The organism is Streptomyces sp. NPDC006643 (assembly GCF_042870175.1).
Classification (GTDB): Bacteria; Actinomycetota; Actinomycetes; order Streptomycetales; family Streptomycetaceae; genus Streptomyces.
This window is the reverse complement of the sequence record NZ_JBIAHA010000009.1, coordinates 257,139-273,446: the sequence shown is the minus strand read 5'-3', so window position 1 is coordinate 273,446 and position 16,308 is coordinate 257,139. Positions and strand designations below refer to the sequence as shown.

The following is a 16,308-nucleotide window of genomic DNA, read 5'->3' as shown; positions in this document are numbered from 1 at the left end:
GGTGATCCCACCCGGCGACATCGACGAACTGCACCGCGCGGGCGCCGCCGCCGTCTTCCCGCCCGGCACGGTCATTCCCGACGCCGCGAGCGACCTCCTCACCACCCTGGCCGCCGCACTCGGCCACGAGCGGTGAGCAGATGAGTACCGGACTCGATCGCAGGTCCTGGCGAATCGGATCCGCCGGCCCGGTTGTACCGGTGTCGGACACCGGCGGTGGTGTCCTTGACGACTCGAACAGCGCCGGCGCACGGGAGTGGGACGACCCTGAAGTGTCGCCCCACTCCCGCCCCCGGCCGCCGTACGGTCGGACATCAGCCCCCGGCCGACGGACGGACCGAGGAGCCCGGCCGGCCTACTCGGCTGTCACCTTCAACAACACCGTTCCGTGCGCGGGCACTTCGGCTTCGAACTCTCCCGAGCTCTCACCGTCCTCGTGCTCCCACAGGTCCCGGGTCTCGTACGTGTCGGCCTCCGGCAGTCCCACCTCGTCCGCGGTGGTGCTGATGGTCTGTTCGTCGTCGGTCTCGTTGAACAGCGCCACCGCACGGCTGCCGTCGGCCAGTTCCTTGCTGATGACCCACTTGCCGGAGTCGTCCGAGACGACTTCGCCCTGCTTGCCCAGCGGGTCCTGGTCCACGTCGATGACCTCCTCGTTCCCGAGGATCTCCAGCGTGGCATCGTCCGCCTCACGCAGGTCGGTGCCGATCAGCAGGGGGGCCGCCATGATCGACCAGAGCGAGAAGTGGGAGCGGTATTCGGTGTCGCTCATGCCTCCGTTGCCGACCTCCAGCATGTCGGGGTCGTTCCAGCGCCCGGGGCCGGCGTACTCGGCGAGGGGAAGGTTCTCCTTGAGGTTCTCGGTCATCTTCTCCCAGGTGTCGTTGATGTCACCTGTGGTGCGCCAGAGTTCGGCCATTTCGGGGGCCCACTCCCAGGGCTCGTTCACCCCCCATTCACAGATGCTGTAGACGATGTCCCGGCCGGTGGCGTCGAGAGCGTCGCGCATGGCGGTGTAGCGCTCCTGCGCGGGCACACCCTCGTGGTTGCAGTTGTCGTACTTGAGGTAGTCGACGCCCCAGTCGGCGAACTGCTGGGCGTCACTCTCCTCGTGGCCGAGCGCGCCGGGCATTCCCGGTACCTCACTGCAGGTCCTGGTGCCCGCGCTCGTGTAGATGCCGAGCTTGAGTCCCCTGTCGTGCACGTAGTCGGCGAGGGCCTTGATGCCCTCCGGGAACCGCTCCTTGTTCGGGACGAGCTTGCCGTCCTCCCCGCGCTCGGGCTCCGCCCAGCAGTCGTCGAGATTGATGTACTCGTAGCCGGCGTCCCTGAGGCCCTCCTCGACGAAGATGTCGGCCGTCTCCTTGATCATCTCCTCGTTGAACTCCGGGCCGCACTCCGTGGTGTTCCAGTTGTTGAATCCCATCGGCGGGGTGGGGGCGAGGCTGTCACCCGGGGCTCGCTCGGCCGCGGGTGCGACCTCGGCCGAGGCCGCACCCGGCATGGCGAGTCCGGTAACACAGAGCAGGCCGGCGGTGGTGATACCGAGCAACTTCCGGCTGACGGTGCGGTGTTGTGGCCTGTTCATCCTGGGGTTCCTCCATTGTCTGACGACCGATTGTTCGATGACGTAGGACGGAGCGGTGACCTGGCATCCCAGAGGCCGGTGCGGACTCGGCTCCCGGCCACGGCCAACTGATCCCGGGAGGCGCGAGGACTCTCTCCGGTCAGTGCCGTCATGGAGCAACAGGCCGAGGGGGAGGGGAAGTTGACTGCGCCCTGGCCATGCTCGTCCTTGTGACGCGCGGTACGCGTGGCGCCGAAGGCGCCGATACGCGGCTTCGGCTACAACACGGTCAGGCTGTCGATGTTCGCGCTCCGCGACTGTGTGAGCGTCGCCCGGACCTTGACGTTCTCCCCGCGCGGAAGGTCCGCGGTGAAGGAGGCGGTGGACCAGGTGGCCCAGCCGCCGGTCGGGGGGAGGGCGAGTGTGGCCCGACGTGTGCCGTCGATGTCGAAGGTCATCGGGCGGTCGGAGTCACTTCCGTTGGCGTATCGGACTCTGAGTTCCTTCCTCCCCGCCGCGGTCACGGCGACCGTCCACGTGAGGGTGGATCCCGTCGCGGAAGTCCCGGTGCAGTCGGCGTAGCCGACACCGGTGTAACCGGGGTGGCGGGTGTCGATGACGAAGGCGCTGTCGAGCCGCGCGTTCTCGGCCTCATGAACAGTTCCGCCGCTGACGGAGGGGAAGGCGGCGCCGCTCGGTTCCACGGTCACGGCGACGCCGCTGCCGGACACCGGTATCTCGGCGGTCACGATGCTCAGGATCTCTGTCTCGGCATTCCAGACACAGCCGGTACCGTTCTCGCTCAGCAGGGCCGCGGCCTCGCTGGTGAAGGCCGGCAGGGTGCCTCCCCCGTTGACCCGCATCCCCACCGGTGCGCTCAGCCCGTGGAGACGGATGACATAGCGGCGCTCCCCGGGCGCGCCCTCGTACGTCCCCCGGGGATGCGCGACAACGACGCGGGTGGAGGCGTCGGTGAAGGTCAGCCGGGTGACGCTCGTCCTCCCATCGGTCCGGTACGCCTCGCTCACCCCATCGTCCTCGATGACCTCGAATGCTCCGTCCGCCCCCGTGTACACGTCCAACTCCAGCTGGCGTCCGGTGAGATAGGCGGTGCTCTGCGCGTAGGGGTATCCGGGCAGGATCGCCCCCGCCCTGACGAACAGCGGTGTTTCGCCGGTCCGCGCGGTATGAGAGAGGTCTCCGGTGTCGGATCCGCTGTGCTGGGCCTCCGTCCAGAAGTCGTACCAGCGCGTTCCGGCCGGCAGCCAGACGTTCTGGACGCCTGCCCCGTCGGAAGTGATCGGTGCGACGAGCAGCGAGGGGCCCCACAGGTACTGGAGGTCGCGGGAGTAGGCCCGGGGACGGTCCTGGTAGTCGAGCACCATGGCCCTCGCCATGGGCAGACCGGTGGCGGCGGCCTGGTGGGCGAGCGTGTAGATGTACGGCATCAGCCTGTACCGCAGCTGCCCGTACCGGCGGAAGTCCGCCTGCGCCTGCGCGCTCTGGTCGAGGGGCCAGCGGGACGCCTTCTTGCCGTGTTCCTCGGTGGAGGCAGAGCTGTGGGGGCGCCAGATCGGGGAGAGGCTGGACCAGGCGACGGGCCAGTTGCGGTAGAAGGCGTCGGACACCGTACCGCCTTCGCCGAAGCCGCCGCCGTCGATGTTGGCGAAGGGGAAGCCCCCGAGGCCGGCCGTCTGCATACCCCGGATCTGCGCCCGCATCTCGTCGTAGGTCTGGCTGATGTCGCCCGTCCAGTAGTGTCCGTAACGCTGCTGGCCCGCGGTGGCGCCACGGCTCCAGGTCCAGGGGCGCTTGGCGGATCCGATGTGTCCGGCCCCGGAGGGGTCCCAGCCTTCTTCCCCGACACCTTTGTGCAGATTCAGGAAGTAGGCGTTGCGCGCTTCGGCCCAGGTGCGGCCGTCGGCTGTCCGCGCGGTGTACGGGATGGTGTGGAGGTCGTCGGTCTCGTCGATCCACAGTCCGTCGCCGGGGTGTCCGAGGGACGGATCGAGGGCCTTGTCCCAGAAAACCTTCCACACCCAGGCACGGGCATCGGGATTGCTCCAGTCGGGAACGGCGTTGCTCTCCTTCACGTTCCTGAGGTCGGCTGCCGCGAAGCTGAATCCGGGCGGCGGGCCGCCCCTCCAGCCCGCCATCTCGTTACTGTTGTTGCGGTTGTAGTCCAGAGTCACCGTGACGCCGTTGTCGTCCGCCCACTTCCGGTACCCGGCGGGGTCGGGCCAGCGGTCGGCGCTGAACTCGAACCACGATCCGGACCACGAGCCCGAACCCTCCCGCCAGCGGTTGTCGTTGACCTGGTGGTCGAAGGGGAAGCCCGCGTCGCGGTGTCGGCCGATCTTCTCGCGCCACCAGTTCTGGTCACTCACGCCGGCGAAGTTCTTGTCGGACATATGGAGCCCGAAGATGGAACGCCGGGGCAGCCGGGGGCGGCCGGTGAGCTGGGTGTAACGGTCGAGGAGCTGCACGAACCGGGGGCCGTTGATCAGGAAGTAGTCCAGTTGGGGGCGGGCGCCCCCGGCGTCGTGTGCGTCGGCGGAGAACCCGTACCCGCCGTTTCCGCCGAAGCTGAACGTCGTGTCGAACGTGGTGTTGAAGAAGACCCCGTACCCCTTGCTGGAGAGATAGAGCGGCACGATGCCCGGAGCCTGGTTGTCGGGGTTGGTCGCGGAAGCGTCGGCATAGTTGTGGGAAACGGTGTCCCCGGTGCGGTCGATCCGCGGCGAGCGGCCCAGGGTGCCGTGCCCGGCTTTGAGGAAGCGCTCCTCGGCCGACGGGGACGCGAACACCTCACTGACGACGGACTGGTTCGTTCCGCTCCAGACAATGCCGCGGGCGGTGTCCTCCTTCGCCAGCAGGGCGCCGTCGGACCGGGAGTAGAACTCCAGCCGGAGCGGCTTCCTGCGCAGGACGACGCGCAGCCCGTTCGCCGCACCGGTGCGGAGTTCGAGTGTGTCGCCGGTGACGGTGAGGCTCAGGCTGCCGCCCATGGCGGTGTGGTTCCGGGGCTCCACCATCTCGTAGCGGGTGTCGGAGAAGAAGCTCTCGCCGGAGCGGACCGCGCGCACCCTGATCATCTGGTCGCCGTACGCGGTGAGGCGCAGTCGCTGGCCGGTCTCAGTGGTGACGGTGACGCTTCGGCCCTCGGCGGTGTGAGAGGCGTAGTCGGTGAGTCGTTCGTCCGCCGCCGCGACGGCGAGGCCCGGCACGGCGGTGACGGCTCCTGCCGCCGCTACGCCGGCGGCTGTCGAGAGCAGAGTCCTACGGGTGATCTGTTCGCGCTTCATCGGGTCTCCCATACGTGCGGCCATCAGGAGCGGAGCTGCGTCACGCGCCTACCGAGTGGGTGGAGCTGCCGTAGAGATTCATATTCATGAACAAGCATTCTCTACATGAACGTGAGACCTCGACGCTAGGACCAGAAACGCACAAGGGTCAACCCTGCTGCACACGAAATAGCTCATCGCCGAACAGGATTCAGCCCCACTGTTCAGATGAGTGAACTCTCAGGTGTGCGCGGAGACTGCCCCGGGGGGCTACGGGCCCTGCCCCAGGGCATGGCCGGCGCTCCGACCGCGGAGAGCGGCCGGAGCGCCGGTGAGCATCACGCCGGCCCGTGCCGGGGGTCAGCGGTTGTCCAGCGACCACTTCTGGCCGTCGGTTCCGTTGCAGGTCCAGAGCTGAAGCTCGGTACCGTTCGTGGTCCTCCCGCCCTTCACGTCCAGGCACAGACCCGACTTACGGGCGACGATGGTGCCGTCGCCCTTGACGGTCCACTTCTGAGCTGTGCCGCCGTGGCAGTTCCACTGCGAGACCTTGGTCCCCGGGGTGGTCCCGTTCTCGAAGACATCAAGGCATTCCGTGGCGCCCATGGTGCGCAGCTCACCGGTGGAGGTCGGTGTGACCAGTTGGTTGAGGCCGCCGTTGCAGTCCCAGATCTGCGTCTTGGTGCCAGGGAGATGGACATTCCCGTCGATGTCGACACACTTGTCGGACTGGGCGCTGACCAGTGCGCCGGTGCCGCCCGATCCGGAGGTGGGCACCGCCGAGATGAGGGCCACTCCCCCGGGCGCCACGCTGGTGGTGTAGGTGCTGACGGTACCGAGCGGCTTGTCATTGTTGATCATGTCAGTGATCTTCGCCGTACCGCTGAGCCCGAGCTGGGCCAGCGGAACGCTGAAGGTGTGGCTGGAGGTGGTGTCGGTGTTGAAGACGCCTATGTACCAAGTGCCGTTCCTCTCGCGTTTGGCGAACACCTGCTGGTCGCCCTCCTTGATCACCCGGGCGGCCGGGATGCCGTCCTGGTCGATCGCGATGAGCCGCTCGTTGGCCAGCAGTTCCTTGTCCGCCGGGTCGAGATTCGTCAGGTCGGCCCCCAGCATGTACTGGGAGCTGGCCAGGGCCCACAGCGCCATGTGCGACTGCCGCTGCGGCTTGGTGATGCCGTTGTTCTCACCGTTGCCGACACCGAAGGAGTCCAGATCGTTCCATCCCCCCTTCCCGGCGTACGGCTGGTACTTGGCCGCGTCGTCGAACCGCTTGGAGACGTTCTCCCAGCTGGTGAGGGGGAAGCTGTAACCCTTCGGGCTGGCACCGATGTCACCGTCGATGCGCCAGGAGTTCGAGAGCTCCGACCAGGTGGGAGAGGCGGACAGGCTGGCGGACAGGTTCAGCGCGATGGGGCGACCGGTCTTCTCCAGCGCCTTCGACCAGGCCCGGACATCGGCCGTCTTCGACGGACCGACCCCGTCCAGCTTCAGATAGTCCACTCCCCAGTCGGCGAACTGCTGGGCCCAGGAGTCGATGAACTCCTGCGCACCGGGCTTGCTGAAATCGATGTTCCGCATGCCCTTGCAGTTGAAGTTGCTCGCACTGCTCGTCGTGGCGATCTGGTCCGCGGTGTACGGCGTGCCCTTGATCGGGGTCTTCTCCGCCACTGCCTGGGCGGAGATGCCTGGCGTCACATAAAGGCCGTACTTCAGGCCCTTGCCGTGCACGTAGTCCCCGAGAACGTGCATGCCGTCCTTGGAACCGCTGCCCGGGAACAGTGACTCGTCGGTCACCCAGCGGCCGTAGGAGTCCACGTCGGGTCCCTGACCGCCGGGGCACTTGTACCAGAAGTCGTCCATGTTCGCGTAGTTGTAGCCGAGGTCCTTCAGCCCGCTCGACACCAACGCGTCGACCTGCGCCTTGAACTTCGCCGCCGTGGGGTCCCGCTGGAGGAAGCCCCAGCCGCTCCAGCCCATCAACGGCGCGTCGACCCCGATTCCGTTGTCCACCGCCGGCACCACCGCCGACGCCGCGGCCCTTGGCGACCCCACCGCCTGGGGCGCCAGGAATCCCGCAGCCAGGGTGGCGACCAACACAGGCGTCATCCATCGTGATCTCATGCGTTCTCTTCCTTCCTTTCGGGAGCACGCGTCCGCCTCTGAGGCGGGCTGATGTGAGCACGGGGGCGCCGAGTGTCCGCTCGGCGCCCGCCGCGACTCGGGGTGGAGCAGGGTCAGCCTCGGCTCCACCTCTGGTTGGGAGCCCCGTTGCAGGGCCAGATGATCGCCTGGGTGCCGTTGGCCGTACCACCGTCGTAGGCGTCCAGGCACTTGCCGGACGCCACGCCGACGATCGAGCCGTCGGACCTCACCCGCCACTGCTGACCGGCCGTGTTGTCGCAGTCGGTGATCACGACGGCGCTTCCGTCGGCGGTCGACCCGCCGCTGACGCCCAGGCACTCGGTGGGGTAGATCCTGAGTTGGTTGGAAGCCGTGGACGTCCAGGTCTGGTTGGCGCCACCGTTGCAGTCCCACAGGGCCGGCCTGGTCCCGTTGTCCGTCGCGTTGCCGGGGACGTCCAGGCAGCGTCCGGACTCCTGACCCTTGAGGGGGCCCGCCGCGGCGGCGCGCGCCCACTTCTGATGGGCTCCCCCGTCGCACCCGCGGATCTCCAGCGCCGTGCCACTGGCGGTGCCGTGCCCCCGGGAGGTCAGGCACTTGCCCGACGCGGGGTTGACCACGGAGCCGTCGGTGTTCACGGACCACTGCTGGGCGCCGCTGCTGTTGCAGTCCCAGATCTGCACCACCGTCCCGTCGGCGGTGTTTCCGCCGTCGACGTCGAGGCACTTGCCGGCGAACACGGTGAGCTGCCGGGAGGGGGTCTGCGTCCAGAGCTGGTTGGAACCGCCGTTGCATTCCCAGAGTTTGACGTCGGTTCCGTTGGTCTGGGTGCTGTTGGGCACGTCAACGCAGAGTCCGGATTCCTGGCCTTTGAGCACGCCGTCGTAGTCGGACGAACCACAGGTCGTCATGCCTGTGGTGTAGGGGCAGAGGACGGAGGCGAAGCCGCCGTTGCGCGGCATCGGCACGGAGAGGGTGTCGCCGCCGCTGACCACACGGGTCTCACGCAGCAGCGGCCCGGAGCTGTCGCGCACGGTCTCCAGGAGCCACCGCCCGCCGCCGAGGAAGTTCAGCGGTGACTGGAACGTCTTCGCGGGGAGGGCCGAAATACCGCCGACGTACCAGCTGTCGCCCGCTCGGCGGGCCATGTAGCTCTCCTGGCCGGGCGTGCCGGCGAGGAGCCGTGTCTCGTCCCAGACCGTGGGGAGCTGGTCGAGGATGCGCAGCGCCTCGGGGCGGGACTGGTAGCTCTCGGGGTTGTCCGCGTAGTGCTGCCAGCCTGATTCGAACACGATCGCGGTCGCCAGCTCGTGGGCGTCGGTGGTGTCCCGGTTGCTCATGCTGAAGACGACCGGGGTGAAGTCCATGCTGGAAACGACGTTGCGGGTGAACGGGAGGACGGTGTTGCGCGCGGCCCGGTTGTTCTGCTGTTCCGCGCCGTAGACCGCTTCTCCGGTCATGACGTGCGGCCAGGTGCGCTGCATGCCGCGCTGGGTGGCGGCACCGTGGAAGTTGACCAGCAGTTCCAGCTCCGCCGTCCGGGCCAGCACGGTGTCGTACCACTTCAGGGTGGGCTGGGTGTACTCGTAGCTGAAGTCGATCTTCACTCCTGCCACTCCCCAGCTCTTCACGAGCGGCAGCCATCTCTCCCGCTGCTCGGCCGTCTGGAGGGCAGAGGAGTTGAACCAGGCGATCACCTGGACGCCACGCGCACGGGCGTAGTCCACGAGCTCCGGCATCCAGCTCGACTGCCAGCCCTCGTCGACGAGCACGTAGTCCCAGCCGTGGTGCTGGGCGAAGTCGATGTACTCGCGCTGGCGTGCGGGATCGGAAGGGCTGGAGTGCTCGGTCAACCAGGACCAGGCGGAGGCCCCGGGCTCGATCCACGAGGTGTCGTCCACCTTGGACGGTGCGGCGAGGTCGTCGACGAGCGTCGAGGTGGTGACGGTCGCCAGGTCTCCGACAGCGGCGGTACGCCATGGGGTGGACAGGGGCAGAGTCGCGGTGACGGGAGCGTTGTTGGTGAGCGCGGTGGTATAGGTCCCCGACCCGGCCCGGTGGTTCAGCCGGCTGCCGGCGTAGCGCCCGTCGAGGCCGGTCTCGGCCAGCAGCGCGTAGTCCGAGCCGACCTGGAAGAGCGCGGGCACGGCGTAGTCGTTCGCCGGGGCCCCGCCCGCGGTCGTACGGAAGAACTGGCCCTGGTCCTCGCGGTGGCCGGGCACCAGCCAGGCGCTCGCCGAGGTGGGCACACTCCAGGACGATGCCTCGCGCTCGACCGTCACGCTCCCCGAGCCGGGCAGGACGTACCGGTAAGCCGCGCCGGTGGCCGACACCCGCACCACGACGTCCAGTCGTGCGCCCCCCGTGCCGGTGAAGGACAGGGTCGTCTGGGTGAAAGCGGTCTGCTGGGAGCGCTTCTTCCCGGTGGTCATCGTGTACGACTCGGTGACAGCCCGGTCCTGGCGCCCGGTGAATGTCAGGTCCTCCGTCAGGTCGGCGGCGCTGGTCTCGATCCCGATGGGGGCAGGGTTCAGCACAACCGCCCCCTGTCGGGACACGCCGAACCTCAGCTCGCCGCCGTCGCCGTCGAGGGTCACCTGTGCGGAGACCGGCGCACCCGCGGTCGGGCCGGGGACCGTCCAGGTGGTGAGGGGGGCAGCGGCGGCACGAGTGGGAACTGCCGGTAATACGGCAACGGTCAGAGCGGCCACCATCGCGTACTTGATCATGAGCGCGGTTCTGAATTTCCTTTCGCGCATGCGTCGCACTCCTTCTGATGGGGGATAGTGCGGCACAGTGTGGAGTCGCGTTTGATTAAGCGTCAACACTTCGCACAAGAACCAACAAAATTGAGCGTCGGAATAGAGACGACCTCACCAGGCGTCCCCCTCGTCGACCCGCCCACCGACTCCGACCTGTTTGAATCGTCAACTGACCTGGTGGACGGGCGAGTTGGCGACAGAGGAAGCCCCGCCTTGCGCGGTGCGTGGTTGGCACCCGGATCCGCGTCCGATTGCGACAGGATCCAAAGTCGTTTGTGGCCGGGAACGTTGACGCGGTCGTGAGGCGGGCGTAGAACTACGCCTGCGTTCAATCACGTTGCAACTTGGTGGCTTCTGTTGGAAACAGACTGGAACCGCGCCGACAGGTCCGCTCCGGGTGATTTCCCGACCGCCGTCACTTCCGGTTCAACCATTCACACCACGGAGGCATCATGTCGGTTGTCGACCCGCCCGACAGCATCGTCAATTCCACTTCCACGTATTCACGCAGGAGTCTGCTCAGAGGCGTGGGCGCCGCCGGCCTGACGGTGATCGGCGGGAGTCTGCTCTCGGGCTGTGGTGACGACCCGGAGGAGTCCGCCAAGCCCTCGGGTCCGGTGGCGGGCAGCACGGTCACCTTCGGATCGAACTATTCCGACCCCGCGACCAAGTCCGCCTTCGCCGCGCTCACCGCGTCGGCGACGGCATCGACCAAGGTGAAAGTCAAGATCAACACTGTTGACCACAACACGTTCCAGCAGAACATCACCAGTTATCTCCAGGGCACCCCCGACGACCTGTTCACCTGGTTCGCGGGCTACCGGATGCAGCACTTCGCCGCGCAGGGGCTGGCCGAACCGCTCGACGACGTCTGGGAGAAGATCGGCCCCAACTTCGGCCCGGCCGCCAAGCAGTTGTCCACCGGGCTGGACGGGCGCCAGTACCTCGTACCTCTCTACAACTATCCATGGGTCGTCTTCTACAGCAAGAGCCTGTTCGCGCGGAACGGCTACACCGTCCCGACCACCTGGGACGCGTACCTGGCCCTGTGCAAGAAGATGAAGGCCGACGGTCTGATCCCGATCGCCTTCGGCGACAAGGACGGCTGGCCGGCCCTCGGCACGTTCGACATCCTCAACCTGCGGCTCAACGGCTACGACTACCACGTGAAGCTGATGAAGCACGAGATTCCGTGGACCGACCAAGGCGTGCACACCGTCTTCCAGCACTGGGCGGAGATGATGCCGTACGTGCAGAGCGGCGCGAACGGCCGGATCTGGCAGGACGCGGCCAAGACCCTGGAGTCGAAGAAGGCCGGGATGATGTTCCAGGGCACCAACCAGGTGGCCGCGCAGTTCGTCAGCGACAAGGCGGACCTGGACGACCTCGACTTCTTCCCCTTTCCCGCGATCAACCCCAAGTGGGGCCAGGACTACATGGACGCGCCCACCGACGGGTTCATGCTGAGCAAGAAGGCCAAGAATCCCGCCGCGGCCAAGGCGCTCCTGGAGTACATCGGCACCGGCGAGGCCGAGGCCGAGTACCTCAAGACCGACCAGTGGGACGTCGGCCTGGCCAAGGGCCTGCGGGTGCCCACGTACAACGCGATCCAGAAGAAGTCGGTCGTCGAGATCGGCAAGTGCAAGGCCGTCGCGCAGTTCATGGACCGGGACGCCGATCCGGCCATGGCCACCGCGATGATCTCCCTCATCCAGAAGTTCATCGGGGACCCCGGCACGGGAGGCATCTCCGGGCTCCAGAAGAGCGCCGAATCCCAGGCGAAGGCGATCTACACCGGATGAGCACGAGCACCTCCGCACGCCGGATCCCGGCACCGCCCGGGGGGCCGCCTCCGCCCCCGGGAAGACGCCGGAAGCGGCGCATGCGCCACATGACCACCCGCGACCGCGTCGTCGTCACCCTGCTGCTCGGGGTGCCGCTGTTGCTCGCCCTGGCTTTCGTGTGGGTCCCGGCGCTCGGCACCGTGGTGCTCTCGTTCACCCGGTGGAACGGCGTCGGTGATCTGAGCACCGAGCCGTGCGACCCGGCGCTGCCCCCGGTACTCAACAACGGCTGTCTGAACGGCTTCCAGAACTACCACCAGGCCGCGACCAATTACCCGGAGTTCTGGCCGGCGGTGCAGCACAACCTGATCTGGCTGGCCGTCTTCGTCGTGCTCGCCACCCCGCTCGGAATGCTGTTCGCGGTCGTCATCGACCGGGGCATCCGCGGCAGCCGCATGTACCAGAGCATCCTGTTCCTGCCCGTCATGCTCTCCCTCGCGCTGGTCGGCATCATCTGGGAGTTCATGTACTCGCAGAACTACGGCGTGATCAACACCGTCATCGGCCGGAACGGGGACAGCGACGCCATCGACTGGCTCGGGGATCCGGACCTGAACCTGTGGGCGGTCCTCCTGGAAGCCACCTGGCGGCAGGCGGGATACGTGATGGTCCTCTACCTGGCCGGTCTGAAGGCCGTCGACCCGACCTTGCGCGAGGCCGCCCTGATCGACGGGGCCAACGCCTGGCAGACATTCTGGCGCGTCGTCTTCCCGGTGATGAGACCGATCAACGTCGTCATCATGGTCATCACCGTGATCGAGTCGCTCCGGGCGTTCGACCTCGTCTACATCACCAACAAGGGCATCAACGGGCTCGAACTGCTCTCGGTCCTGGTGACCTCCAACATCGTCGGCGAGACCCAGCGGGTCGGCTTCGGCTCCGCTCTCGGCGTCGTCCTGCTGCTGATCTCGCTGGTACCGATCTGCCTCTTTCTCCGCCAGACCTTCCGCAGAGAGGAAACACAGTGAGTCCGAAGACGCCGCCGGGCGTCGCGGTACCGGCCGACGGCGTTCGTACGCCCCTCAAGCGGGGGCAGTTGCTCTCCCAGGTGTTCCTGGTCAGCGCGTCCGTCCTGTGGTTGGTGCCCATCCTGTTCGCGCTCTACATCGCGCTCCGCCCGTACTCCGACACACGTAAACACGGGTATGTCTCACTGCCGCACGAGTTGACGCTGAGCAACTTCGGCGACGCGTGGTCCCAGGCGGACATGGGCCGGTTCTTCTGGAACTCGCTACTGATCACCGTGCCGGCGGTCGTCGTCGCGCTGGCACTCGCCGCCGGCGCGGCCTTCGTGCTCACGCGTGTGAACCTCAGGGTCAACGTGGCCCTGCTCATCCTCTTCACCGCCGGGAACCTGCTTCCTCAACAGGTGATCATCACCCCGCTGTTCCGGATGTATCTACAGATCCCGCTGCCGTCGTTTCTCGCGGACAGCGGCCTGATGTACAACTCCGCCTTCGGCCTCATCGTGATCAACGTGGCCTTCCAACTGGGGTTCTGTGTATTCGTGTTGAGCAACTACATGAAGTCCATACCCGGCGAGATGTACGAAGCCGCCCTGATGGACGGGGCCGGCCTGTGGACCCGCTTCTGGAGCCTCACCGTCCCCCTGTGCCGTCCCGCTCTGGCCGCACTCGCCACCCTGTTGACGACGTGGATCTACAACGACTTCTTCTGGGCCATCACCCTCATGTCGTCCGGGGACAAACGACCGATGACCTCCTCCCTGGCCAATCTCCAGGGGCAGTTCGTGAGCAACCAGAACCTCATCGCGGCGGGTGCCATGCTCGCCGCGATCCCGACCCTGCTCGTCTACGTACTGCTCCAGAAACAGTTCATCGCGGGGTTGTCCCTCGGAGCGAGCAAGGGATGAGCAGGGGTGCGAGAGCAAGGACACGGCCTCAGCCGCGCCGGCGGTTCAGCAACCACCAGGAGGTCACGACGTCCTCGGTACGACGCAGGTCCAGCCCGGTGAGTTCCTGGAAGCGGTGCACCCGGTACCGGACGGTGTTCGGATGCACGTCGAGCCGGCGGGCCAATTCCCGCACGTCCTGGTCGCATTCGAGGTACGCCCGCGCGGTCTCCTCGATCTCCTTGCTCGAACGCCCCGCGCCGTCGAGCGGCGCCAGATGCCGTGCGGAGAGGCCCTCGGCAGTGTGCGCCTGCGAGAGTACAAGTGGTCGGGGCCCGAGATCGGAGAGGTGTACGACGCCCTGCATGGCGAACCGGCGCGCGGTCTCCAGAACCAGTACCGCCTCGTCGAAACTCGTGTCCAGCCGTTCGAGCGGCAGCGGCGGACCGACCGCCACCACATGGCCGACGACGGACTCGGGCGGCCGGGGCGCGATGAAGCCGAGGACCTCCCCGACCTGGGCGAACAGTAACCGGTCGGTGGGGACGCGCAGCGCCGAGGCGATGGCCCGGCGGACCGCGACAGCGTCGGTGGCGGACGTGGCCCACGCGGCGAGGGCCACATGGCAGGGCTGGGAGGTGAGTCCGAGAAGGTGTGCCTCGCGGTTGATCCCCTCGGCCTGAAGCGTCCCGCTGAGAACGCCGCCCGCGAAGGCCGAGCGGCGTTCGGCATCGAAGTGGGCGCGTTCCAGGGCGAGGCCGTTGCGGACGCGCGCGAACACCGCGGACGCCTCTATGGAGAACTCCCAGGTGCTGTCGTGAACCGCGAGCAAGAGGTCGGCGGGCAGGCCCACTTCGGCCGCCACCTCGTCAAGCACGGCGAGCATTTCCCGCGAGCCCAGCTGGTAGCCGATGGCGAGCACGTCGAGCGGAAGGCCCTGGGCCTCCCGCTCGACGGCGAAGTCGCCGAGCATCTCGCGCAGAGCCGCGTCGGGGACGCGCAGGGAGGAGAGTTCCGAGACGAGGATGTCCATGAACTTCCTCGCGGTCACCCGTATCTCGTCGTCGGAGAGCACCGCGTAGCCCGGGAGATGCCGGCGAATCAGCGCGAGGACACGGTCGGCGAAATCGTCGTGCAGCGTGCGCAGACGCGCCACGGCGGCGACCACCGCCGTGCGTGTCGGGGCGTCGAGGGTCGTGAGGTCGGGCATCCGCCGACGTGCGGGCCAGGCGGCAGGCGTCTCGTGCTCCATGGCGGCAGCCTATCCATGGACATTGGCATGTAGACCAACGCATGCACTGGAATGAACAAGACTATCGACGTCAAGGGGTGACGAAACTCATGACCATCTTGTAGTGGCCAACAAAACGGATGCGCTTCCACGGGAAGACGCCGCCCGACCACCGGCCCCTGCCCCGACAGACCCCAACCCTGCGTCCCCTCATGTGCAGCGCGTCCCCACACACTCCCTATCGACCGCGGTCGCGACTGCGACCGCGGATGGAGAGACATCATGTTCTTCGCCCGCACGAAGACCGCAGCCGCAGCCGTCCTGTCCGCCGGCCTGATTCTGTGTGCCGTCCCATCGACCGCAACTGCCGCCCAGGAGAACGACACCGGCCGGGCGCCGGTCGGCGCTCGCGCCGCGGACGCCCGGAGCAACGCGGCGGCGACGGCGCTCATGACCATGTACGACAACGAGAGTGGGCTGTTCGAGAACAACGGCTGGTGGACGGGAGCCAACGCCCTGACCGCGATCATCGACAACATCGCCGACGGCGGCGTGCAGGACCACGAGTACGCCATCGCCCGGACGTACGAGCTCAACATCGACGCGCACGACGGTGACTTCACCAACGAGTTCCTGGACGACACCGGCTGGTGGGGACTGGCCTGGGTCAAGGCGTACGACCTCACGGGCGACACCCGCTACCTCGACACCGCCCGCGCCGACGCCGCCCACATGGCCGACCACTGGACGGACGAGTGCGGCGGAGGCGTGCAGTGGAAGGTGGACGACCCGTACAAGAACGCCGTCACCAACGAGCTCTATCTCCAGCTCAACGCCGCCCTGCACAACCGCATCCCGGGCGACACCTTCTACCTCGAGGAGGCTCAGAGGGAATGGGAGTGGTTCCAGGACAGCGGGATGATCAACTCCGACAACATGATCAACGACGGCCTCGGCGACGACTGCGCCAACAACGGACAGCCCACTTACACCTACAACCAGGGAATCGTGCTCGGCGGACTGGCCGAGCTACACCGGGCGACGGGTGACGACGGTCTGCTGGACATGGCCCGCACGCTGGCGGACGCCTCCACCACGTCGACCGGAATCAACACCGACGGAATCCTGCACGAGCCGGGCGGCGACAACACCCCCTGCGACAGCGACGGCGCCTCCTTCAAGGGCGCCTACACCCGCGGGCTCGGCGACCTGAACCGGGCCCTCGACGACCGGCCCTACAGCGCCTACCTCGACCGGCAGGCCGACTCCGCGTACGACAACGCCCGCGACGACGACGACTTCTACGGCTCCGACTGGAGCGGACCGCCGAACGAGACCAGCCACCAGTGCCAGCAGAGCGCCCTCGACGTCCTCAACGCCGCGACCCGCGACGGCGACGGCGCCCGGTCGGGCCGGGTGAGCTGAGAGCCGTCCACGCGCAGGTCCGGAGCATGCTCCGGACCTGCGTCATTCCCGCCGCGGCGTCCAGGTCGTGACCGACCGCCGTGCCGCCCAGCACGGTGGACCGGTCGGGATGACAAGGCTCCGCTCGACAACCCGACGTGTTCTCTCGCCGTCTCCTGCCCGACAGCCGGGACTGCGCCGCGGCCCGCGGGAACGGTCGAGCCCCACGACGGGCTCGGT

8 protein-coding genes and 1 pseudogene are annotated in these 16,308 nt (G+C 67.4%); 4 read left to right on the top strand and 5 right to left on the bottom strand.

Annotation, left to right across the window (positions count from 1 at the left end; all coding sequences use genetic code 11):
* Positions 1–358: 358 nt before the first annotated feature.
* The 4 genes and pseudogenes from ACFYNU_RS15175 to ACFYNU_RS15160 form a co-directional block, all read right to left on the bottom strand.
* Positions 359–1,588 (bottom strand): annotated as a pseudogene (locus ACFYNU_RS15175) (glycoside hydrolase family 27 protein); the annotation flags it as partial.
* 257 nt (positions 1,589–1,845) lie between these two features.
* Positions 1,846–4,872 carry a TIM-barrel domain-containing protein gene (locus ACFYNU_RS15170; protein WP_356585718.1) on the bottom strand — a complete coding sequence of 1,009 codons (3,027 nt, stop codon included), beginning with the start codon at positions 4,870–4,872 and terminating at the stop codon, positions 1,846–1,848.
* 339 nt (positions 4,873–5,211) lie between these two features.
* Positions 5,212–6,960: an alpha-galactosidase gene (locus ACFYNU_RS15165; protein WP_356585715.1), complete on the bottom strand. Its 1,749-nt coding sequence runs from the start codon at positions 6,958–6,960 to the stop codon at positions 5,212–5,214.
* Between the two features lie 128 nt (positions 6,961–7,088).
* Positions 7,089–9,734 carry a glycoside hydrolase family 97 catalytic domain-containing protein gene (locus ACFYNU_RS15160; RefSeq protein ID WP_356585713.1) on the bottom strand — a complete coding sequence of 882 codons (2,646 nt, stop codon included), beginning with the start codon at positions 9,732–9,734 and terminating at the stop codon, positions 7,089–7,091.
* Positions 9,735–10,285: 551 nt separating this feature from the next.
* Between ACFYNU_RS15160 and ACFYNU_RS15155 the strand changes: the two genes are divergently transcribed.
* From ACFYNU_RS15155 to ACFYNU_RS15145, 3 genes are read left to right on the top strand one after another with little or no spacing between them, the layout of a single operon-like run.
* Complete coding sequence (locus ACFYNU_RS15155) at positions 10,286–11,539, top strand: ABC transporter substrate-binding protein (protein ID WP_388766330.1); 1,254 nt, start codon at positions 10,286–10,288, stop codon at positions 11,537–11,539.
* Positions 11,536–12,549, top strand: coding sequence for a sugar ABC transporter permease (locus ACFYNU_RS15150; RefSeq protein ID WP_356585709.1), 1,014 nt, complete (start codon positions 11,536–11,538; stop codon positions 12,547–12,549). Before ACFYNU_RS15155 ends, ACFYNU_RS15150 begins: the two co-directional genes overlap by 4 nt.
* Positions 12,546–13,454, top strand: a complete 909-nt coding sequence (locus ACFYNU_RS15145; protein ID WP_356585707.1) for a carbohydrate ABC transporter permease — start codon at positions 12,546–12,548, stop codon at positions 13,452–13,454. Before ACFYNU_RS15150 ends, ACFYNU_RS15145 begins: the two co-directional genes overlap by 4 nt.
* A gap of 28 nt (positions 13,455–13,482) precedes the next feature.
* Here the strand turns inward: ACFYNU_RS15145 and ACFYNU_RS15140 are convergent, their stop codons facing one another.
* Positions 13,483–14,685 carry a helix-turn-helix domain-containing protein gene (locus ACFYNU_RS15140; protein ID WP_356585705.1) on the bottom strand — a complete coding sequence of 401 codons (1,203 nt, stop codon included), beginning with the start codon at positions 14,683–14,685 and terminating at the stop codon, positions 13,483–13,485.
* 261 nt (positions 14,686–14,946) lie between these two features.
* Between ACFYNU_RS15140 and ACFYNU_RS15135 the strand changes: the two genes are divergently transcribed.
* The gene (locus ACFYNU_RS15135; RefSeq protein WP_356585703.1) at positions 14,947–16,089 is read left to right on the top strand and encodes a glycoside hydrolase family 76 protein; all 1,143 of its coding nucleotides are present in this window, start codon (positions 14,947–14,949) and stop codon (positions 16,087–16,089) included.
* Positions 16,090–16,308: the final 219 nt, after the last annotated feature.

Excerpts from the sequence above, each read along its gene's own strand:
- ACFYNU_RS15170 (WP_356585718.1), bottom strand. The coding sequence starts at position 4,872 with ATGAAGCGCGAACAGATCACCCGTAGGACTCTGCTCTCGACAGCCGCC.
- ACFYNU_RS15165 (WP_356585715.1), bottom strand. The coding sequence starts at position 6,960 with ATGACGCCTGTGTTGGTCGCCACCCTGGCTGCGGGATTCCTGGCGCCC.
- ACFYNU_RS15160 (WP_356585713.1), bottom strand. The coding sequence starts at position 9,734 with ATGCGCGAAAGGAAATTCAGAACCGCGCTCATGATCAAGTACGCGATG.
- ACFYNU_RS15150 (WP_356585709.1), top strand. The coding sequence starts at position 11,536 with ATGAGCACGAGCACCTCCGCACGCCGGATCCCGGCACCGCCCGGGGGG.
- ACFYNU_RS15140 (WP_356585705.1), bottom strand. The coding sequence starts at position 14,685 with ATGGAGCACGAGACGCCTGCCGCCTGGCCCGCACGTCGGCGGATGCCC.
- ACFYNU_RS15135 (WP_356585703.1), top strand. The coding sequence starts at position 14,947 with ATGTTCTTCGCCCGCACGAAGACCGCAGCCGCAGCCGTCCTGTCCGCC.